This is a genomic window from Ureibacillus sp. FSL K6-3587, from assembly GCF_038593165.1.
In the GTDB taxonomy this organism is placed as follows: domain Bacteria; phylum Bacillota; class Bacilli; order Bacillales_A; family Planococcaceae; genus Ureibacillus; species Ureibacillus suwonensis.
The window spans coordinates 940,094-960,413 of sequence record NZ_CP151969.1; the positions used below are offsets into that span (position 1 = coordinate 940,094).

Sequence of the window (20,320 nt, forward strand, 5' to 3'; positions counted from 1 at the left end):
TTTTTCTTTTTTTTGCACACAATCTTCTAAATTCATCAAAAATTTGTTAATGTTCACAAGTGCAAGAGATTTTATTTTTTGTTAAAATAAAAAAGCACTCTGTGGAGAAAGGATTGGATTCCATACATATGAATGAAGTGAATCAAATGAACGCAAATGCAATGCATGAAAATCATGAACCCGCTTTATTGAGCAGAATAACAAACATCATCTTTATTGTCATCGGAGCATTTATCGCCGCTTACGGATTGGAAGCTGTGCTAATTCCAAACAGCGTTTCTGACGGTGGAATCACCGGTATTTCCATTATGCTGTCCACACTCACCCCTCTTCCATTGGGTCTTTTCTTAGCGATTTTAAATATCCCTTTTATATTTCTAGGTTACAAAATGGTCGGAAAAACCTTTGCGATCAACTCCATCATTGGAATTGCCACATTATCCATCGCCACTTCCTTGATGCATCATATACCAACGATTATCAATGGCGATTCACTATTAGTTACCATTTCAGGCGGTATTTTGCTTGGTATAGGTATGGGCTTAGCTTTACGTAACGGCGGCGCCTTGGATGGCACGGATATGCTGGCCGTATTAATCAGCAGAAAAGTACCCTTTTCAACAGGTGAAATCATCTTAGTCATCAATGTATTCATCTTCATTTTTGTCGGCTTTGTATTCGGCATTGAAGGAGCCCTTTCTTCGGCAATCGCCTACTATATCGCTTCAAAAGTCATCAGCATCATTGAAACAGGTCTGGAAGATGCGAAATCCGTTACCATTATCAGCAAACATTCGAGGGAAATCGGTCAAGCCATCATCAACCGTCTCGGCCGTAGCGTGACTTATATCAATGGTGTTGGCGGATATACGAATGAACCGGTCGAAATTATTTATTGTGTCATCAACCGAATGGAAGAAAGCAAATTAAGATCCATTGTCAAACAAAAAGATCCGGATGCTTTCGTTACCTTTGACGAAATTGCAGAAGTCCGGGGCGGAAATTTCAAGAAAAGAAATATCCACTAATCAACTTAAAAAAGCAACAAGTCTTTCGGCTTTGTTGTTTTTTATTTTTTTACAATATTATTTTCAACACTTAAAGTGCCTAAAATAATAAAAAGACTTGGTCTACACCAAGCCTTCATCCAAAACTTTTTTATATTCGACAAACCAGTCGTCGCCTTGCTCTTTGATGGCGACCCCAATGTACCCATTATGTAACAGGTTCTTTTGCCCTTCAATATCCCCCATGGATATGAAGAAGGATTCTTTTTTTAATTTTGGTTTTTTGTGCAGCGGCTTGAAGAAAATATACCGTAATTTTCCGCCGTATTTTTCTTTCAACGCGGCGATATACATCCCCTGATGCAGTTTATCTTTAATGCTCGGGATATTATAAGGCATCACTGTCGCCAACACATAGTCAAAATTGGACATATCGATATGTTTCATAATAATTTGGGCCATTTTCTTTTGCAGCCCATATCCGCGGAAATCGGGATGTACATTTGAAATTTCCTGGTAAAGTACCCGCTTCAAATCCTCTTCTTCCGTCAACCCGATATCTTTCCCCAGACCCTGGTCGTCCATTTCCGGAATCAAAAGCGCACGAAATGCGATGAGGCGATCTTCAATAAATACTCCGATCATCAATCCATTGCCCTCTAAAATAAACCGGAATTCCTCATCAGAGAGGGGTTCTAATGTTTGTTTATCGGGGAGCGAATCAACGACAGCTTGTTGGAGATCAAAAATTTGGGGTATATGATCAACCTTCAACTTTTTCACATGATAAGGAATATCTTTTAAAACGCCTTCTTCGATCACTTCACACATAATAGCCACCTTACTTCATGATTTAACTTTGCAAGAATAAACCGTTAATCGGGATAAAACTTCTTCGTCAATTTCCACGCCTAGCCCCGGCTTGTCACCCAGCTCGATAAACGGAATTTTATAACTTTTATTCAAATCGCCGATATCCGTTTTAAATTTAAGAGGGCCTGTCAGTTCCACACTCTTGATGTTTTTTTTCGAAAAGGCTACATGAAAACCGGCTGCCGAAGCAATGGAAGATTCAACCATCGAACCGATTTGGCAATCAATGCCCGCCATTTCCGCCATTGTGGCAAGTTTCGCCGCAGGGTAGATACCCCCGCATTTCATCAGTTTTATGTTGATTTTATCTGCCGCCCTTTTTGCAATGATTTCCCGCATATCGAAAATATTGCAAAGACCTTCGTCAATCATGAGCGGAATGTTGGATTTGGACTTCACTTCCACCATTGCATCAATATCATCCGCAAGAACCGGCTGTTCCAACCAATCGATGCCAAGGGATTCCAAAGATCGCATGGCTTTTAGCGTATTTGAACTGTTCACCCAGCCCTGGTTGACATCGACTCGAATGGCGATTTGTTCTCCAACACGTTTTCTTACCGCTTTAATCCTTTCTACATCCCGTTCCACATCTGTGCCAACTTTCATCTTAAAGGAGCGGTATCCTTCTTGTACTTTTTGTTCCGCTTCTTCTGCCATTTTATCAGGTTCATCAATGCTTAACACATGGGTGATTGGGAATTTTTTATGAAATCTTCCGCCAATTAACTGATAAACCGGAACCCCAAGCTTTTTCCCCACTGCGTCAAAACAAGCGATATCAATGGCCGCCTTCGCACTGGGCACTCCTTTTACGATACGATCCATTTTGTCATGGATTTTTTCAAAATGACATGGGTCCTCATTCAACATTGCAGGTGCCAAGGAATGTTTTAGAACATGAAAAGTGGATTCAAATGTTTCCCCAGTTACATGTTCATCCGGTACACTTTCCCCCCAGCCGATGTAACCATCATCCGTTGTAAGTTTTATAATGATTGACGGCATCGTCGGAAAAGTGCCGTAACTTACAATAAACGGTTTTATTAGTGGGAAATCTACCGCAAAAATCTCTATTTTCTTGATGTTCATTGAATCCTACTTCCTTCTATTTATACTCAGTTGCATTGAATAATGTTTTTGCCAATACTTTTGCGCCGATAATGAGCGCATCTTTATTAAAGGTCATATGCGGGTGATGAAGGCCCGGTTTCAGATCTGCACCAATGCCAATCATCGTCGCTTTCAATTCAGGTTTGGAAACCGTATAAAAATGGAAATCATCGCTGCCCGGCGTTTGAACCGGCTCTGCCAAAAATCCTTCTCCGACCGTATCCATAATGGCTGTTTCCGCAATTTTTTTCGCTTCTTCAGACACTTCTGCGCCTGGTGTTTTGTCATACCAATCCCAAACTATTTCCGTTTCAAACATTTTGCTGATATTCCGAAGTCCATGTTCTACATGGAATTGTATCGCATCGATCACGCGATTTTTTTGCGCCCGAATGTCGATTGAAAAGGTAGCATTACCTGGAATGATATTGACACTGCCGCCATCCGCCACCACTTTTGTCAACTTCACGCTATGCACTTCAAAAGGATTTAAATAAATATTTTTCAACATTTGTTGGATGGCAAAAATCACATCGATGGCATTTTTTCCTTGATGCGGTCTTGCTCCGTGGGCATCAACCCCCCGCACCTCACCTTGCAGGAACAATGCCGCACCGTGTTGGACCGCAGGAGAAACTTTGCCAAACGGCAGTTCTTCAATCGGTCTTAAATGAATGCCAAAGAGATAGGACACATCATCAACGATTCCGCGCTTCACCATTTCAATGGCCCCTCCCCCAATTTCTTCAGCTGGTTGGAAGATGAAACGAATCCGTTTCTTTAAAGGGTAATCTTTAATTCTTAGTAAAGCACCTAACACCATGGATATATTGGCATCGTGGCCACAGGAATGATTCGCTCTCATCTCTCCGTCCACTTCTTGCCAAAGGGCATCGATATCTGCCCTTACCGCAATCACTTCATCCCCTTTGCCAATTTCCGCCACAAGCCCTGTCATATCCGTAAAACGCTTGTACGGAACTTTTAACTCATCTAGTATAGCGGCAATTTTATTTGTCGTTTGATACTCTTTCCAACTTACTTCTGGACAACTATGAAAAAGATCAAACCAACTAAAGATGACCTCTTCATAGGTTTTAACATGACCCATTTTTTCGCACCTCGATACTTTTGCTTACTCTATTATACATAAAGTCACCATATTTATTAATTGCTTTTGCCCACACCTTAACAAATACTCCACACATGCAATAATCATTCAAAGGTTTTCACATTTCTTTACCTATATCATCGTCTCTTCCTTTTTAGATTTTAAAAAAAATCCGCCTCCCATAGAGACGGATATAAACCATTAACCCAAAGTTGTTTTTATTTTATTGTTCCCTTTACTTTTTGTAAACATTTGAATGGCAAACATGATGCCAAAGATGATTAATCCAATCACATCAGACAGTGATTCTGGATAGATCATGAGCAATCCAGCAACGATTAGGATGATTCTTTCAATCCATATAATGCGTCGGTACCAGAACCCGATGACCCCTGCACCAATGGCAATCATCCCCATAATTGCTGTAATTAGAACCCAAATGACTTCTAAAACTGACACATCAATCATAAGCAATTGTGGTGAGAAAATAATCATATACGGAATAATGAAAGCTGCAATCGCCAATTTAGATGAATGAACTCCCGTCTTAATTGGATCCCCGCCAGAAATAGCCGTAGCTGAAAAAGCAGCCAATGCAACAGGTGGCGTGATATCCGCTATAATTCCAAAATAGAATACAAAGAAATGGGCAGATAAAAGTGTTACAACAGGCACAGCTGCGTACGGAACATCAGGTGCAAGCAATGTAACGATTGCCGGAGCTGCAATAGTTGAAGTAATAATATAGTTTGCCGTTGTCGGAGCACCCATTCCTAAGATTAAAGAAGCAATCATAACTAGGAATAATGTTAATAAAATATTTCCTCCAGCCAGTTCCACTAATCCGCTTGCCAAGCTTAACCCAAGACCTGTTTTCACCACAACCCCTACAATAATACCTGCGCAGGCTGTTGCAGCAGCTACGCCTAACGCTGTTCTTGCTCCATCAGCTAAAGCATCAATTATTTCTTTCACACCAAATTTTATGTCTCTATTTAAGAAACCAACGACAATACACGCAATAATTCCATATAACGCTGCGTGGATTACCGGAACTCCCATCATCATAATAATGATGATTAAAATAAGCGGCGTTAGCAAATATAATTTCTTAAATACTTCCTTACGATCTGGCAATTCTTCATCCGTTAAACCGCGAAGACCTAGTTTTTTCGCTTCAAAGTGAGTCATAATCCATATACCTGCAAAATACAATATCGCAGGAATAGCTGCGGATTTTGCAATATCCCAATACGTTACACCGCGTCCGATAAATTCCACCATTAAGAAAGCTGCTGCCCCCATGATTGGCGGCATGATTTGTCCGCCAGTAGAAGAAGCCGCTTCAACTGCCCCGGCAAATTCCCTTTTATAACCGAGCCTTTTCATCATCGGGATTGTATAAACACCAGAAGTAACTACATTGGCAACGGAACTTCCGGAAATTGTCCCCTGTAAGGCAGAAGAGAATACAGCAACTTTCGCCGGTCCCCCTACCAGTTTTCCGGCAACGGTAATCGCCAAATCATTAAAGTACTCCCCTACACCTGTTTTCACTAAAAAGGAGCCAAATAATAGGAAAGCAAAAATGTATGTGGCTGATACACTAATCGGTGTACCTAAAATACCGTCAGTTGAAAAGTACATCAAATTGACAATCTGTTCCAACGATTGACCACGGTGAGCCAAAAAGTTCGGCATATATGGTCCAAAAAAGGCATATAGCAAAAATAGTATCGCAATCACCACAATCGGCAATCCTACCGTTCTTCTAGCAGCTTCCAAGACTAATAGAATGACGAGACCCCCAATAATTAAATCTGTTTGGTTAATCGTCCCTAAACTTGTAACAAGCCTCTCATAATTCAATGTCCAATAAATGCCACAAATAGCTGCAACAATAGCTAATAAATAGTCATAGAAAGCAATTTTCGTTTTAAAGCCCTTTTTTCTAGGCGGAAAAAGAAGAAAAATGATGGTTAATGCAAATCCAAGGTGAATACTACGCTGTATATAAGCAGTAAATGCACCAAAAATAGCTGTATATAATTGGAATAACGAAAAGGCAATAAGGATACCGTAAACAACCCATTTCACTATTCCACCTAATTGTCTTAAATTTGATTCAGCGTCAAACTTTTCTAACAATTCTTGCGCCAACTGTTCTTGATTCAATTCCTCCGGCTGTTTTATTTCAGTTCCCATGTTTCATTCGTACTCCTTTCATTTTGTCATAAAGGGAGACGCTTTTTATCTCAACGGTGTAGGAATTTCCCCTTTGCAAGTTCTTTTTTAAATCATATGCTTTACCACCGTAATAAAAAAACAAATCCATATTAATATCCCCAACATATAGGACAAAATTTTCCAAAACCCGATTTGAATAAAGTTTATATTTCCCATCTTCGTAGAGGAGCATTTGTCCCTCTTCTGCATAAGCTGGCATTCCAATAGATACATCCTCATATTCCATTGAAACTAGTTTAATTTTGTGATCTTCTATTTCATAAGTTTCCAAAACATCCGTACGATGAATAGAATGAGTAAATCGAATTTGAAATGTAGTATTCTGATCAATGTCTATAAAATACATTTGTGGCTCATCGGCCTTTGCTTCTGAAAAGGAAATAACAGGAAAAAGAGGGATAAAGAAAAATATAATAAAAACAGCAACTATGACGATGCCAAACATGTTTTTTTTCATATTACCGCTCCATGTAGAAAGGGCCTGAAGAAGCATTAGCCTTCAAGCCCTTCACTTTGTTAAACAACCATTATTCTTCAAAATATTTTTTCGCACCAGGATGCACATCAATACCGATGCCGTCTAAAGCACTTTCTTTCTTAATGTATTCCGCTTTAGCATGTCCAATTTTGTCTGTATTGTCGTAGATTGCTTTTGCAATACCGTATGCAACATCTTCAGGCAAATCTTTTTTCACTGCAAGCATTGCAAGTACGGAAACAGTTGGCACATCTTCCGCTAAGCCATATGTACCTGCTGGAATCACATCTTCTTTGTAATAAGGGTATTTTTCAATTAACGCTTTTGCTTTTTCAGGATCTACTGGAACAATTACTACATCCTCTTGTGCACTTAAAGATTCCACAGCAGCAGTTGGATAACCGGCAGTAATGAAGGCTGCATCAATTTGTCCTGCTTGTAAACCGTCTACAGATTCACCAAAGCCTAGGTTTTGTGGTTGGATGTCATTCATTGTTAAACCATGTATTTCTAACAATTGTTCAGCGTTTGCATAAGTACCGGAACCAGGAGCACCAACAGAAACTTTTTTACCTTTTAAATCATCAAATGATTTAATGCCTGATTTCGCTGTTGTTACTAAGTGAACTGTTTCTGGATAAAGGGCGCCAATTGCCACTAAATCATCCATTGGTTCTCCATCAAACATTAAAAGACCATTTTTCGCATAATATGCAATATCTGTTTGCACAAAAGCAATTTCAGCGTCTCCTGCTTTTAAAGCATTAACGTTTGCAGCAGATGCTTGCGACACTTCCGCAGTTGTTTTAATACCTGTTTCTTTTGTAATCAACTCTGCAAATGTACCGCCTAAAGCATAGTAAGTACCTTGTGTACCGCCTGTTACCATACTTAAGAATTTGATGTCTGATGATGATGTATTGTTATCCCCCTCTGTTGAACTATCTTTTGTGCTGGAATCGTCTTCTTTTCCACCACATGCAGCTAAAAGCATCACCAGCATAATGCTTAGCACCGTTAAAAATAAAAACTTTTTACTTTTCAAACATAACCCCTCCTCTTTGCTTCTATCAAATGTGTAATAGCACAGTTCAATTGCAACTATTACTATTTGCCTGTGCCAAATCCTTTTTATAGAATAATAGAGTTTAAAAAAGTATATATTAATATCAAAATAGAATTTATAGCTTTCGTATCAACGTTTTTAGCGATCAATCCGTTGTTATAGTACAAAATAAAGTTTTAATTTTCTAAATAATATTATTTTTCTAAATTATATTTAAAAAATAAAATGTTACTCTTGAACCAAAAAACAGGCTGCCTAAAAACTAAAAAGTTTCCCTTATAGACAGCCCGTTAAAAAATAAAATTATTTTGATTCTATAACTCCGCAAGCAATACGCACGCCGGAATTGCCAGATGGATCGGTTTTGTAATCATCCGAAACTTCATGCAAAATGACAGCACTGCCATCTTCATCAAACAATGAATGTTCTTTTCCTTTTTCTAAAGTAATATGCTTGGCTATAAATTCCACATCGACAACGCCGCTTTCGTCCGCCTTCACATTAGGCAAATCTCCTGCATGGAAGCCCTTTGGATTTTCAAAACCATGCTCTTTTCCTCCAGGATTAAAATGGGCTCCAGCAGATTCAAACGTCGGCTTTTCACACTTTCCAACTTCATGGATATGGAAACCATGTTCCCCTTCCGGCACATTTTCCAATTTCACATGGATTCGAACACCTTCTTTTGATTCGGTAAATTTCACAATCCCCAATTCCTTACCTTCTGTATCAATCATTGTTGCTTGTGCAGTTAAAGCGGCTTGTGCGTTTGTCGATATTTGTTCAGAATTGTCATTTGTTGCTCCCAAAAAACCGCAGCCCCCTAAAAGAAGCAGGCTGAATGGTAAACTATAACAAATCATTTTTTTCACATAGCTTCCCTCCTTCGAAAAAAGTTTCGACAAGGGATTGGATAAATATTCAAAAACCGGTGGGAAACTTGAAAAACTTGCCGATATTATTCGAAAGGAGGGATTTTTTTATGGATATCAATTCAATCATGTCAAGCCAACTTGCCTCATTACAACAAACAGTCCAATTGAGCATTTTAGACAGAGCGCTCAATTTAGGAGCCGCGGGTGTTGTAGAGATGTTGGAACAACCTCAGCCTGAAGCAAATCATCCATACAAAGGAAATATTATTGATGTTTCGGTATAAACAATAAAAAAGCGAACGGGAAAACAGTGCGTTTTCTCCATTCGCTTTTTTCATATATTGCCCTTCGTCAGTACACACCTTTATCATACTATAAATAGTACCGTTTTTTGTAGTTTATCATATGTATAATATTACAATCTTTTGATTCTCCTACCAGAACATCGGCTTTGAAACCATTAACCATAGCATAATGAGCAATAGAAAAATATATTTCCATGTAGCTTTCCGCAATTTTGAAATAAATTCTTCTTTTTTAAACGCATTTGTTCCAAAAGTATTTAAAGTCGGTTTAAAAGCTCTCGCCAAAAACACAATCGATAAAAACATAATAGCCAAAGTAAGCACAATCCACGAATCCCTCCATGTCCATCCGGAAATCATGACAAGAATCGCTCCGGAGAGTACAAGAATGTGGCCAGCATGTTTTACCACCGTAATCGCAAGTTGAAACGACTTCACAAATCCGACCATCTCTTTTTCATCAGCTGTTTCCATTTTCTTTGTGATGGGAATTAAAGTTACTAAAGGTCCTATCGAAATCACTGCGCTTAAAATATGGATATATAAAAAAACGGTATGCAACAAGTTCATCACTTCCATTCCTTTATGCTACTCTTAGTATAACATGTATTTAAAATACTTTTTATTTGAGATTTCGTGACAATTCATTTGTTTAAAAGAAAACACTTTGGATAAAATAGTGTGTATATTTCATCAATACATGATAGGAGTGTTGACAATCGGAATTCATAGATTTTTTACAAGTTTAAATGATTTGGAACGAATTTTTCGAGCGCCTGGACGTTTTAAATTTGAAGAACATAATGTGGCCGCCCATTCATGGAAAGTTGCCCAATACGCATTGTTTTTCGGAACTTTGGAAGAACTGCACGGGGCAAAAGTCAATTGGAAGTCCCTTTATGAAAAAGCCATCAACCATGACTTTGCCGAAGTGTTTATCGGCGATATTAAAACACCGGTCAAACATGCCAGCGAAGAGTTGAAACAAATGCTTGCCCATGTGGAAGAAAAAATGATGGAAAAATTTATAAAAGAAGAGATTCCACCAGAATTCCAGGAAATCTTCTTTCAGCGAATGAAGGAAGGAAAAGATGGAACATTGGAAGGAAGGCTCCTTGAGTTTGCCGATAAGCTTGACCAATTTTATGAGTCCTTCGCTGAATTAAAGCGAGGCAATAAGGATAAAGAATTTATCATCATGTATCAGCAAGCATTATCCAAACTTCTTCAAATGCCTTTAAAGGTGAGCGTCAATTATTTCCGAAATGAAATTTTAAAAGACGTCATGAAAGAAGACACTCAAATTGACGTTGCAAAATTGACTAATGAAATATTGGACAAAATAAAGCCTCAGGATTGATTTGGTTAAATCGAATGAGGCTTTTATTTTTGCTTGCAAAAAATACCTCCAACGCTTTTTATATTAAATAATTGACTTTTTTATTAAAAGATACTTACTTGCGGCAAGCTACATATTCCATTACTATTACATTAAAGCTGCGTTGTACGTACACATATTAAGTTTTAACCTTTGAACTGTAAAAGGGAGTTTTAGATCGAAGATGGAATGGCGGGCGTCACACTGCGGTGAATGACGATAGACAGGAAATCTTCTGCGAACACCCACCTGGTGGAGTCGTGGTTTTAAAACTTTCTATTAATATTACGGCAAGGCGGCTTTCACTGCAAACATTGGTAAAACAATGGTTTGTAAAAAAGCTCTCTGTTCAGGAGAGCTTTTTTATTTTGGCATTCAACGGTCTTTCATGCCCCCACATACCGTTGATAAATCCTTTTCGCCTTTTCTTCCTCTTTCGTTCCATGGATCAATGCCCTGCCATCTTGAAAAAGAACCATTTGGACATCTTCCACCTGGAAGGACATTAAGTAAGGGGTCACTTTTAAGTTTTTAACGATTGTATGGAGCCTTTTTGAAATCCTTTCTAATGAAAATTGCTGCGTTTGCTGCGGACGAATCTGCACCGTATTTCTGCCGCACAACACCGCTGTTTTCAAACCCGTCCCCTTCCTCAAATATGGGAATGAGGGATTTTCCCCGCACGAAGGGCAATCCGCCCTCTTTAATGATGATACATCGATGATCGAGTGTTCCCTTTTCCATATATCAAAGGAAACCGATTCTTTGGACACTTCTCCGCTCACCAGATATTTCAAAGCCTCTGCCGTTTGATAGGATGCAACCATTTGCACTGCCGGACTGATCACCCCGACGGTATCGCAAGTTAAACCCTCGGAAGGAAGCGTTTGGAGCAAACAATGATAACATGGTGTTTGTTTTGGCACAATGGAAACGGTCATTCCATAACTTCTTACCACTGCCCCGTGAATCCAGGGAATGCCATGTTTCATTGCCATATCATTGATGACAAATCTCGTTTCAAAATTATCTGTCCCATCCATGATGAGATCGGCATCTTTCACTATTTCTTCTGAATCAATAGAGAAGTCTCCAACAATCCCTTTAATATCAATCGTTGAATTGATTACTTGTAAATGGTTTTGTGCCGCAATGGCCTTTGGGATGTTCCGTTTTGCATCCTCTTCCGTATAAAGTTGCTGCCGGCCGAGATTCGTCCAATCAACGTAATCCCGGTCGATGATGGTGATTTTCCCGATGCCCGCCCGTGCCAACATCTCCGCATTGGCACAACCTAACGCTCCTGCCCCGACAATTAGCACATGGCTTTCCAATAATTTCTTCTGTCCTTCCTCACCAATAGGGGAAAACAACCGTTGCCGGGAATACCGTTCCATTAGGAAAGAAGCATCCCTTCTATTGGACTGGAGGCAACAGCATACCGTTTTTTCGGAATTCTGCCAGCTTCATATCCAAGTCTTCCCGCTTCGATGGCCAGCTTCATGGCCTTTGCCATTTTCACCGGATCTTTTGCCCCGGACACCGCTGAATTCAATAAGATGCCATCTGCCCCCAACTCCATCGCAATGGCACAATCCGCAGGCGAGCCGATTCCCGCATCCACTATGACCGGAATACCCGCCTGCTCAATGATGAGGGAGAGATTCAGCGGATTCACAATCCCTTGCCCTGAACCAATGGGTGAAGCGCCCGGCATGATGGCATGCACCCCCAATTCTTCGAGTCTCTTCGCTAAGACTACATCATCGGAAGTATAAGGAAGGACAATGAAACCTTCTTCCAATAACATTTCTGAAGCTTTTAGTGTTTCAACCGGATCCGGAAGAAGGGTTTTATCATCCCCAATGACTTCCACTTTCACCATGTCGCACAGTCCTGATGCTTTGGCGAGTCTTGCGATCCTCACCGCTTCTTCCGCCGTTTTTGCCCCGGCAGTATTCGGCAGGAGGGTGTATTTTGAAAGATCGAGCATTTCCAGAAAATTCGGCTGTGACGGTTCATAAATATTCATTCTTCTTACGGCAAAAGTCAAAATTTCCGCTCCGGATGCTTCCACCGCTTCCTTTTGGACCTCAAAATTCGGGAACTTCCCTGTACCTAGCAATAATCTTGATTGGAATACTTTATCTGCAATTTTTAACATGTTTATCCCCCTCCAACAAAATGGACGATTTCGATTTTGTCGCCATCATTTACCGGCTGTTTGTCATATTGCTCTTTCAGTATAATTTTTCCATTCTGTTCAACAACGACAATCCGTCCTTGCAATTGAAAAGACTTCAGCAAATCTGCCACATTTTTCACATTGTTATCCACTTCCGTCTTCTGTCCATTGATATAAAGTTGCAACGTCATCCCCCTTCCCCTTTGACACTTGTTTTAAACGGGTTGCCGCTTCTTTTGGGTGTTTCGATGAGAAAATGTAAGACATCACTGCAATGCCGCCCACTTTTTTCTCCAGCACTTTTCCGGCATTCTCAGGAGTAATTCCGCCGATGGCAATCACTGGAATCTTTACATGTTCAACAATTACACCAAGGGCACCCGTTCCTCTTCCCGTTAATCCCTTTTTGCTGTCCGTTTCAAAAACATGGCCGAATAAACAGTAATCAGCTCCTGCTTCTTCCGCTCTTTCCGCTTCTTCAAGGGAATGGATGCTGACCCCCACTTTCATATGTGGAAATGCCGTTTTGACCTTTTCTACCGGAAGCCCCTTCCCTGGCAGATGCACATTCGGAATTCCAGTCACAAGAGCAATATCCAGCCGGTCATTGATGACAAGCTTTTCTTTCGGCACCCCTGCCTTTAGTAACTCCTCTACTAGAGCAACAATCTCATGGGGCGATTTATTTTTTTCGCGTATATGAATGTAATCCACAACGGCAGAAACCGATGTGATGATTTCCTTCAACTCTTCATTTGTCTTTTTCCCATCGGTGATTATGTGCAGTTCCAACCAAACGACTTCCCTTCGCAAAAAATTATGCAGTCACCTGTTCATCCATCGGCCACATTTGTTGATGATAAGCCATATCCCAGAACATGTATTCAAATCGGGTTGTATTTAAAAAGATTTCTTCCAGCCGTTGAAGTTCGGATTCCGGCTTTCCTTCCGCCAATTGATTGAGCAAATCGAGATTCCATTGCGCAGACTGGCCAAACTCTTCTGAACTGTACGTTTTTACCCAATCGCCGTATAATTCATGATTTTTTGCCCCCGGGATTTCAGCCAATTCACATCCAATCTCCCAATAGCTCCATGCACAAGCCAAATGGGCAGCTGCCAATTCGGCGATGGAGCCGTTTTGGGCAACCGCCAACATGTAGTGGGTGTAAGCAAGGGTTACCGGGGAATGTTTTGCCTCTTCCAACTCTTTTTCCGTGATTCCAAAACGGCTGGCATATTTTCTGTGCAACGCCATTTCCTCATTCATCGTGTAATAAAGCAGGTTGGCAAACACCGTCATCACTTCGAGATTTGGCGCTTTCACAGCACCTAATGCAAACAATTTGGAATAATCGATTAAGTATAAATAATCTTGGATCATGTAAAAACGGAACTTGTCAGGATCCAGTGTTCCTGCTCCCAACTCTTTCACAAAAGGATGTTCATGATTTTTTCTCCAAACGGTATGATACTTTTCAAAAAGTCGATCTGTGAATTGCATTCCTATCCCCCATCTTTTTTTGTTCATGAAAAAAAGCCACTTCCTGAAAGAAGTGGCTTGAAAACCCGAAATCGGCAAACTGTAAAAAAACATAAAAAGACAATACGAGTCCCAGCAACCACTTCCCTTCGCTAGCATTACCTAGTGCAGGTTCAAAGGGTTGAGGCAATGCCTCTCTCAGCTAAAACAAGCACCCCTAGTGATTGGATAATGCACTATGAAATTACAATCATTGTGACATGGGCAAGAAAATATTTCAATAGGATAAAATGGATAATTTATTTGGAATTTTTTTCAAGACTTTGCGACTTTGGATAAATCCAAGGAGATGCTGGAGGACTTGCATTTTCAACAGATCCCTTGCGGCTTTTATCAAAATGTTCTCGCAACAAAAAAGTTGCCCTAGCGAATGGCACGCTAAAGCAACCTTATTATTTGCGTTCCTGCTTCGTCTGCTTTTCCCATTGCAAAAGATGCGGATACGGGTCAAAAGCCCATTCAGTCCGCCCGTTGAATTTATACATGCCATAATGCAAATGCGGAGGGAATTTGCCGCTCGTTCCTTCCTTCCCATATCCCGAACTTCCAACACCGCCAAGAATGGTTCCAGGCTCCACGATGTCGCCCACCTTCAACTCTTTATTGAAATACGCCAAATGAGCATAATAATGATAAGTATTATGATGATCCCGGATGCCGACCCGCCAACCGCCAAATTGGTTCCAACCCATTACTTCAACAACGCCATAAGACGTAGATAAAACCGGTGTGCCATAACCGGCAAAAATATCCGTTCCTTCATGGATTCGTCTTCCGCCCCATCCCCTGCTGGCACCCCAAGTCCCTTTATAACTGTAATTGTATCCACGGACCGGGAGGGGAAAAATATGCTTGTCCAATTGAATTGTATTGAAATGTTTATAAAGCGTTTGAATAGTTATAATTTGATTGATGATTTTTTCATCTTTGTAATATTCCCATAAAGCCGTTTTAAAATCTTCTTCCGATGGGCCAAATTTCCCTAAATAGGTGGCCATCGTAAATAAAATATCTTGGTCATCATTCCGATCGGCTTTGCCATCGCCGTTCCCATCAAGACCCTTGCCGCCAAAATACTGAATGGTAAACGGCGTAGTGTCATCTGTGTCAGGATTCAGTTCACCTGCCCAGAATTCATGGGAAAAATGAATGGCGATGGCGCTTTCCCGCTTTGGAATATCCTTTCGCACTTCCTGAATATTCCGTTCATATTGATCGACAGCCGCCAAACGATACCAGGGAACAAATGGCGTTTCATAGCTTTTATACAAATTCATCCGCTCATTGTACACATCTTCCTTATGTTCGCTTGCGTTTGCAAAAGAGGAAAAGGCCGTTAAACATGCAAGCGCAAGAACCAAGGAGAGAATTATTTTTCGGACCAAAATCAATCCTCCTTTCCCCCTTAGAATATCCCGTTTTTTTCAAACCATGAGTCCTTTATGGGATGAAAAATTTTTATTAAATGCAAAGATTTTTTAACATAAAAAACGCTTAACAACTCATGTTAAGCATAATGGAATTCCCCACCTATATATTCAGAGTAAATCTGTTTGTTTTGTAGTAAATATTATGATATGATACCATTTATCATAATATTTATATTTGGGGGAGTCATAAATGCAATCATTGCAATCCGTTGAACAATTTCATGAACTGAAAAACGAAGAGCGCATCATATTTGTGTTTTCTGCAGATTGGTGCAAAGACTGCGTATTTATTAAACCATTTCTTCCTGCCATCGAAGAAAAATATGCTCAATATACTTTTGTAAAAGTAGATCGGGATGAATTTATTGATTTATGCGGCGAACTGGACGTTTTTGGAATTCCAAGTTTCATTGCCTACAATAAAGGGGAAGAAATTGGGCGTTTCGTTAGCCGGGACAGAAAAACGCAAGAGGAAATTGAAAACTTTATTGATGGGTTACCTCTTTAAGGTTTTACATAACCAATCCCACGGAATAGCAGTATATGGCTTTCTGTGGGATATTTTTTTCTTATATACCATAAGCGTCACTGAACCTCATTCATAATTGTTATTGCACATCCACTATGCAAACCGCAAATCCGGCAATCAGGAAATTCCCTTCCCATTTTTTCAACAATAAGAAAACCCCATTCAATAAAAAAATGGCCTCCAGTTTCCTAGTGAGCCATTTAGTAGGGAAAATCATCCATTAACCTTTCACGTTTTCAATTACCGTACGTGCAGGATTTTTTAATCCTAAATTCTCGCGTAAAGTTGTTCCTTCATATTCAGTCCGGAATAAGCCTCTGCGTTGCAATTCCGGAATAACCAGGTCAACAATATCGTTAAGTCCATCCGGGAAAGTCGGCGCCATCACATTGAATCCATCTGCGGCTCCCTGCTCAAACCATTCTTGCAATTGATCGGCAATTTGCTCCGGTGTACCAACAATTTCACGATGTCCGCGGGCCCCTGCGATAAATTCGTATAGCTCACGAATGGTTTTTAAATTTTGACGTTTGGCGATATTTCGCACAATGTTCGCACGGATGCGCGGATTTGTCTTATCCTCCCCATCGAAATGTTCCGGAAGTGGATCATCGATATGATAACGTGTTAAATCCGCTCCGAAGAAATGGGATAAATACTTTAACCCGGCCTTTGGATGAATATATTGATCCAATTCTTTCCGTTTTGCAACCGCTTCTTCTTCCGTTTTTGCTACCGTAATATAGACACCCGGCATAATTAGCAATTCTTCCGGATTTCGTCCGTATTTTGCCAGACGTCCTTTCAGATCACGGTAAAAAGCCTGTGCTTCTTCTAACGTTTGCCACGCTGTAAAAACGACATCCGCTGTACGGGCTGCCAACTCTTTCCCCGCTTCGGAGGAACCCGCCTGGACGATGACCGGGTGCCCTTGTGGAGATGTCGGTGCATCCAGCGTTCCCCGCACTTTGAACCACTTGCCTTCGTGATTTACAGGTTGAACTTTCGATAAATCAAGATATCTTCCTGATTCCTTGTCAATGACAAGCGCATCTTTATCAATGGATAACCACAGCTTTTTCACCACATCTACGAACTCTTCCGCACGTTCATAACGCTCTGCATGAGCCAAATGTTTATCTCTTCCGAAAAGTGGGGCTTCCCTTTCACTGTTAGATGTAACCACATTCCATGCAGCGCGCCCTTTTGACAAATGATCCAAGCCGATAAATTTCCGCGCTAATTGGAATGGCTCATTATACGATGTTGTGACCGTCGCCACTAAACCGATATTCTTTGTCACAGCAGCCAAGGCGGATTGGATGATAATTGGATCCAATTTAATGCCTGATGGTGAATATTCCTCCAACTCCTGACCAAAACCGTCCGCAAAGAAAATGGTGTCAAACTTGCCCCGCTCAGCGATTTTCGCCAGTTCCACGAAATAATCCAAATCCAGTGTACGTTCCGGCTCCGTTGAAGGATGACGCCAGCTTGCGAAATGATGGCCTGGTACATTAAAGAATGCTCCTAATTTTAATTGTCTTTTGCTCATTCCAATCTCTCCCTTTTTTTATTTATTTTAAAAGGCTACCATTCCTTTTTTACGAAGGAATAGTAGCCTCTAGTTAACTAGTAAGCTGGTGTAAAATGAAAGCAATAACTAAGGCGGTGAAAACACCTTAATTGATGTGACATACCGTTTACACGGGATGTAACCGCATCTGCTCCTTTGAATGCGGCTATTTTTGACCTCTTTTATTTATCTTCCAATATAGGAATGATTTCTTTGTTTCCATAAATCTTATAGTAAATCGGTATACAAATTAGTCCAATGCAGGACGCCATGGTATATAACATCCGGAAGCCGATACCTTCTATTATATGGCCTAAAAGATAGGGGCCTAAACCAAAACCTAAATCCATAAATATAAAGTACGTTGCTGTCGCCAGACCCAAACGGTCAGGATCCGCATTTTTCACTGCAATCAACTGCGCGGCCGAATTGATGTTGCCAAAACCTAACCCCATACAAGCAGCCGCTATTAGAATCATCCAATTGGCTGTTGATTGGCTGTAAATAAACATCCCGGTCGCAAACAGTAACATACAGGGGTATACAACAATATTTGTTCCCCTTGTGTCCATGATTTTTCCTGTAAATGGTCTTGAACAAAGGATACATAAGGAATGGATGAGGAAGAAATAACTGGCTGCCTTAATTAATCCCGTTTCTTTTCCATATAACATTAAATAGGAAGTCACACTGGAAAAACAAAAACCGAACATCATGATTAACAAAGAAATTGGAATTGCCTGTTTATCGATATAATTGGAGATATTCCAGATTTTCGGCTTTCCGTCCACTGCCGCTTTCTCCATATTTGGCACTTGTAATCCCGCCAGTTTGATAATGAACATGCAAATCAATACGGTCACTATATTTAAAGTAAACATCCATTGAAATCCATTATTTAAATGGTTTAACATCATCCCAACAAATGGACCGATCGCTGAACTGAGAACATGGCTTAAGCTAAAGTAGCTGATTCCTTCTCCCTTCCTGGCGGCAGGTACAATCCGAACGCAAATGGTGCTTGCCGTTGTACTGACAACTCCCACTGTAAAACCATGCAAAATACGGATAAGCAATAATGTCGCAACACTATACGCAAGAAAGTAGCCCAACGATACTAACACGATTCCAAGCAACCCGAAAATGAGTACTTGCAGCAAGCCGAACCGCTCTACCAGCTTTCCCAATGCCAACCTTCCTACCAGACACCCAAGAACAAAAATACTTGCTACCAGTCCAGCGGTGCTGACCTTTGCACCGTATGTTTCGACTGCGTAATTTGACATTGTGACCATCAATAAAAAATACATCATGGTCAATAGAAAATTGACTAAGGAAATAATGATAAATTCCTTTGTCCAAAGCTTTTGATCCAACTTTCCGCACTCCCTTTTCCAATAACCCCCACATTGGAATGGGGGTTTATCGGAAAAATTCATATCTAGTGTACAGATAAAAGATTATCGCGAACTTCTCATGTTCTTCTTTTCCGGTAAATATTTCATTCTATTGTTTCGCAAAAGGATTGAACTCATTTGTGTATAAATCCTCTAATTTCACTTGCCCTTCTTTCAACTCTCCGTTTTGCACTAACCAATCAATCCAAATTTGGAATTCTTTCTCCGCAATTACTCCTCCTTTTTCCGCTATCCCTGTGCTTTTCCAATATTTCAGATTTTCTGTCGGTTCATTGCCTTCACGGGATGAAACGATTTCTTCCAATTTCGCAACGACTTCCTCCTGTGGAGTTGTTCTTGCCCATTCAATCGCCTTTGCCACACCTTCCACAAAAGTTTTCACTGTGTCCGGATTTTCTTCAATATATTTTTCTGTAAAGAAATAAGCTCCTGCTGTAAATTCGCCAAATAGATCAATATCTTTTAAAACAGGGCGAATACCGCCATTTTCCAGCGCCTTATCTTTTGAAATGCCACTAAGTTGCACAACGTCAATTTGGCCAGCCCGTAAAATTTGTTCCGCACTTGCCATTGGGACAACAACCAATTCAACTTTTTTGATTTCATCTTCCGTTAATCCGTTATCACGCAAAAACTGGTTGATTGCAAATTCCGCATGGGCCCCTAACGTATTAACGCCAATCTTTTTTCCAATTAAATCTTTTGCTGTTTTAATGTCACTATCTTCCAAAGTATAAAAACCCATGAAGGTATTTTCATCACTTCCGTACGAACCAATGACAGATTTAATTTTTACACCTTGGGCATAAGACTTAATGATCGCTCCGTTAAATGCTGAACCAAAGTCGATTTCACCCGTTGCAGTTAACTGAATGTTTTCAGGGCCTCCTGTCGAGTCACTGACCCTGTCTAATTTAAGATCCCCTAAATATCCTAATGCTTCCGCCAATTCCGGATATGATACAGTGCCAGGTGATCCCGTATATTGCAAAACTTTATCTTGGCCGTTTGATCCTTTATCATCACCGCTTGCTCCCGCTGTTTTTTCCGAATCACTGCCACATGCTGTTAAAATCGTTAATGACAATCCTAAAGCCAGTAATAATAACAAAAGCTTTTTCATTCTTTTACTCACCTTTCTATTCCAGTTATGGTGCTATTCGCAACTAAATTTACAAATTTAAT

At 40.3% G+C, this 20,320-nt stretch carries 21 protein-coding genes, 1 other RNA gene and 1 riboswitch; of the genes, 5 read left to right on the forward strand and 17 right to left on the reverse strand.

Going from position 1 to position 20,320, the window contains the following annotated elements; translation table 11 throughout:
• The first annotated feature begins 161 nt into the window (after positions 1-161).
• Positions 162-1,028 carry a YitT family protein gene (locus NSS77_RS04605; RefSeq protein WP_342471196.1) on the forward strand — a complete coding sequence of 289 codons (867 nt, stop codon included), beginning with the start codon at positions 162-164 and terminating at the stop codon, positions 1,026-1,028.
• A gap of 102 nt (positions 1,029-1,130) precedes the next feature.
• Here NSS77_RS04605 and NSS77_RS04610 read toward each other — a convergent pair whose 3' ends face one another.
• The 7 genes from NSS77_RS04610 to NSS77_RS04640 form a co-directional block, all read right to left on the reverse strand.
• Positions 1,131-1,838, reverse strand: coding sequence for a GNAT family N-acetyltransferase (locus NSS77_RS04610; protein WP_342470596.1), 708 nt, complete (start codon positions 1,836-1,838; stop codon positions 1,131-1,133).
• Between the two features lie 15 nt (positions 1,839-1,853).
• A complete protein-coding gene (locus tag NSS77_RS04615) occupies positions 1,854-2,972 on the reverse strand; it encodes a dipeptide epimerase (protein WP_342470597.1) in 1,119 nt (372 codons plus the stop codon).
• A 16-nt stretch (positions 2,973-2,988) separates the two neighbouring features.
• Positions 2,989-4,104 (reverse strand): amidohydrolase, encoded by a 1,116-nt coding sequence (locus NSS77_RS04620; RefSeq protein WP_342470598.1) that lies wholly within the window; start codon positions 4,102-4,104, stop codon positions 2,989-2,991.
• A gap of 201 nt (positions 4,105-4,305) precedes the next feature.
• On the reverse strand, positions 4,306-6,309 hold the full coding sequence (locus tag NSS77_RS04625) for a TRAP transporter permease (protein WP_342470600.1): 2,004 nt from the start codon (positions 6,307-6,309) through the stop codon (positions 4,306-4,308).
• The gene (locus NSS77_RS04630) at positions 6,299-6,808 is read right to left on the reverse strand and encodes a DUF1850 domain-containing protein (protein ID WP_342470601.1); all 510 of its coding nucleotides are present in this window, start codon (positions 6,806-6,808) and stop codon (positions 6,299-6,301) included. Before NSS77_RS04630 ends, NSS77_RS04625 begins: the two co-directional genes overlap by 11 nt.
• Before the next feature lie 70 nt (positions 6,809-6,878).
• A complete protein-coding gene (locus NSS77_RS04635; protein WP_342470602.1) occupies positions 6,879-7,874 on the reverse strand; it encodes a TAXI family TRAP transporter solute-binding subunit in 996 nt (331 codons plus the stop codon).
• Between the two features lie 324 nt (positions 7,875-8,198).
• On the reverse strand, positions 8,199-8,759 hold the full coding sequence (locus NSS77_RS04640) for a superoxide dismutase family protein (protein WP_342471197.1): 561 nt from the start codon (positions 8,757-8,759) through the stop codon (positions 8,199-8,201).
• Positions 8,760-8,878: 119 nt separating this feature from the next.
• Between NSS77_RS04640 and NSS77_RS04645 the strand changes: the two genes are divergently transcribed.
• On the forward strand, positions 8,879-9,055 hold the full coding sequence (locus tag NSS77_RS04645) for a putative motility protein (protein WP_208650952.1): 177 nt from the start codon (positions 8,879-8,881) through the stop codon (positions 9,053-9,055).
• A 150-nt stretch (positions 9,056-9,205) separates the two neighbouring features.
• Here NSS77_RS04645 and NSS77_RS04650 read toward each other — a convergent pair whose 3' ends face one another.
• Complete coding sequence (locus tag NSS77_RS04650; RefSeq protein WP_342470603.1) at positions 9,206-9,646, reverse strand: hypothetical protein; 441 nt, start codon at positions 9,644-9,646, stop codon at positions 9,206-9,208.
• A gap of 139 nt (positions 9,647-9,785) precedes the next feature.
• On the opposite strand from NSS77_RS04650, the gene NSS77_RS04655 reads away from it, so the two are divergent.
• Both NSS77_RS04655 and ssrS read left to right on the forward strand, forming a co-directional pair.
• Entirely contained in the window at positions 9,786-10,436 is a 651-nt protein-coding gene (locus NSS77_RS04655; protein ID WP_342471198.1) for a YfbR-like 5'-deoxynucleotidase, read from the forward strand.
• A gap of 131 nt (positions 10,437-10,567) precedes the next feature.
• A non-coding RNA gene (ssrS, locus tag NSS77_RS04660) (6S RNA) lies at positions 10,568-10,760 on the forward strand.
• 80 nt (positions 10,761-10,840) lie between these two features.
• On the opposite strand, the gene NSS77_RS04665 is transcribed toward ssrS, so the two are convergent.
• From NSS77_RS04665 to NSS77_RS04690, 6 genes are all read right to left on the reverse strand, one after another.
• Complete coding sequence (locus NSS77_RS04665) at positions 10,841-11,851, reverse strand: ThiF family adenylyltransferase (protein WP_342470604.1); 1,011 nt, start codon at positions 11,849-11,851, stop codon at positions 10,841-10,843.
• A complete protein-coding gene (locus tag NSS77_RS04670) occupies positions 11,851-12,618 on the reverse strand; it encodes a thiazole synthase (RefSeq protein ID WP_342470605.1) in 768 nt (255 codons plus the stop codon). The genes NSS77_RS04665 and NSS77_RS04670 overlap by 1 nt, the downstream gene beginning before the upstream one ends.
• Before the next feature lie 2 nt (positions 12,619-12,620).
• Positions 12,621-12,824, reverse strand: coding sequence for a sulfur carrier protein ThiS (gene thiS / locus NSS77_RS04675; RefSeq protein ID WP_342471199.1), 204 nt, complete (start codon positions 12,822-12,824; stop codon positions 12,621-12,623).
• Complete coding sequence (gene tenI, locus NSS77_RS04680; RefSeq protein WP_342470606.1) at positions 12,784-13,431, reverse strand: thiazole tautomerase TenI; 648 nt, start codon at positions 13,429-13,431, stop codon at positions 12,784-12,786. Before tenI ends, thiS begins: the two co-directional genes overlap by 41 nt.
• 25 nt (positions 13,432-13,456) lie before the next feature.
• Positions 13,457-14,143: a thiaminase II gene (tenA, locus tag NSS77_RS04685; protein WP_342470607.1), complete on the reverse strand. Its 687-nt coding sequence runs from the start codon at positions 14,141-14,143 to the stop codon at positions 13,457-13,459.
• Between the two features lie 106 nt (positions 14,144-14,249).
• Positions 14,250-14,351: riboswitch (TPP riboswitch) on the reverse strand.
• Positions 14,352-14,574: 223 nt separating this feature from the next.
• A complete protein-coding gene (locus NSS77_RS04690) occupies positions 14,575-15,543 on the reverse strand; it encodes a M23 family metallopeptidase (protein ID WP_342471200.1) in 969 nt (322 codons plus the stop codon).
• A gap of 259 nt (positions 15,544-15,802) precedes the next feature.
• Here NSS77_RS04690 and NSS77_RS04695 point away from each other — a divergent pair, with 259 nt between their 5' ends.
• Positions 15,803-16,120, forward strand: a complete 318-nt coding sequence (locus NSS77_RS04695; RefSeq protein ID WP_342470608.1) for a thioredoxin family protein — start codon at positions 15,803-15,805, stop codon at positions 16,118-16,120.
• Between the two features lie 241 nt (positions 16,121-16,361).
• On the opposite strand, the gene NSS77_RS04700 is transcribed toward NSS77_RS04695, so the two are convergent.
• The 3 genes from NSS77_RS04700 to NSS77_RS04710 all read right to left on the reverse strand — a co-directional run bounded on the left by NSS77_RS04700 (position 16,362) and on the right by NSS77_RS04710 (position 20,258).
• The gene (locus NSS77_RS04700; RefSeq protein WP_342470609.1) at positions 16,362-17,696 is read right to left on the reverse strand and encodes an LLM class flavin-dependent oxidoreductase; all 1,335 of its coding nucleotides are present in this window, start codon (positions 17,694-17,696) and stop codon (positions 16,362-16,364) included.
• 203 nt (positions 17,697-17,899) lie between these two features.
• Complete coding sequence (locus tag NSS77_RS04705) at positions 17,900-19,093, reverse strand: MFS transporter (protein WP_342470610.1); 1,194 nt, start codon at positions 19,091-19,093, stop codon at positions 17,900-17,902.
• A gap of 130 nt (positions 19,094-19,223) precedes the next feature.
• A complete protein-coding gene (locus tag NSS77_RS04710; protein ID WP_342470611.1) occupies positions 19,224-20,258 on the reverse strand; it encodes an ABC transporter substrate-binding protein in 1,035 nt (344 codons plus the stop codon).
• Between the last annotated feature and the right edge of the window lie 62 nt (positions 20,259-20,320).

What these genes read in the sequence shown, in the direction of transcription:
- NSS77_RS04640 (WP_342471197.1), bottom strand. Translation starts at nt 8,759, where the DNA reads ATGATTTGTTATAGTTTACCATTCAGCCTGCTTCTTTTAGGGGGCTGC.
- NSS77_RS04625 (WP_342470600.1), bottom strand. Translation starts at nt 6,309, where the DNA reads ATGGGAACTGAAATAAAACAGCCGGAGGAATTGAATCAAGAACAGTTG.
- NSS77_RS04650 (WP_342470603.1), bottom strand. Translation starts at nt 9,646, where the DNA reads ATGAACTTGTTGCATACCGTTTTTTTATATATCCATATTTTAAGCGCA.
- NSS77_RS04620 (WP_342470598.1), bottom strand. Translation starts at nt 4,104, where the DNA reads ATGGGTCATGTTAAAACCTATGAAGAGGTCATCTTTAGTTGGTTTGAT.
- NSS77_RS04615 (WP_342470597.1), bottom strand. Translation starts at nt 2,972, where the DNA reads ATGAACATCAAGAAAATAGAGATTTTTGCGGTAGATTTCCCACTAATA.
- NSS77_RS04710 (WP_342470611.1), bottom strand. Translation starts at nt 20,258, where the DNA reads ATGAAAAAGCTTTTGTTATTATTACTGGCTTTAGGATTGTCATTAACG.
- NSS77_RS04695 (WP_342470608.1), top strand. Translation starts at nt 15,803, where the DNA reads ATGCAATCATTGCAATCCGTTGAACAATTTCATGAACTGAAAAACGAA.
- NSS77_RS04610 (WP_342470596.1), bottom strand. Translation starts at nt 1,838, where the DNA reads ATGTGTGAAGTGATCGAAGAAGGCGTTTTAAAAGATATTCCTTATCAT.
- NSS77_RS04700 (WP_342470609.1), bottom strand. Translation starts at nt 17,696, where the DNA reads ATGAGCAAAAGACAATTAAAATTAGGAGCATTCTTTAATGTACCAGGC.
- NSS77_RS04630 (WP_342470601.1), bottom strand. Translation starts at nt 6,808, where the DNA reads ATGAAAAAAAACATGTTTGGCATCGTCATAGTTGCTGTTTTTATTATA.
- tenA (WP_342470607.1), bottom strand. Translation starts at nt 14,143, where the DNA reads ATGCAATTCACAGATCGACTTTTTGAAAAGTATCATACCGTTTGGAGA.
- NSS77_RS04665 (WP_342470604.1), bottom strand. Translation starts at nt 11,851, where the DNA reads ATGGAACGGTATTCCCGGCAACGGTTGTTTTCCCCTATTGGTGAGGAA.
- NSS77_RS04605 (WP_342471196.1), top strand. Translation starts at nt 162, where the DNA reads ATGCATGAAAATCATGAACCCGCTTTATTGAGCAGAATAACAAACATC.
- NSS77_RS04645 (WP_208650952.1), top strand. Translation starts at nt 8,879, where the DNA reads ATGGATATCAATTCAATCATGTCAAGCCAACTTGCCTCATTACAACAA.
- NSS77_RS04670 (WP_342470605.1), bottom strand. Translation starts at nt 12,618, where the DNA reads ATGTTAAAAATTGCAGATAAAGTATTCCAATCAAGATTATTGCTAGGT.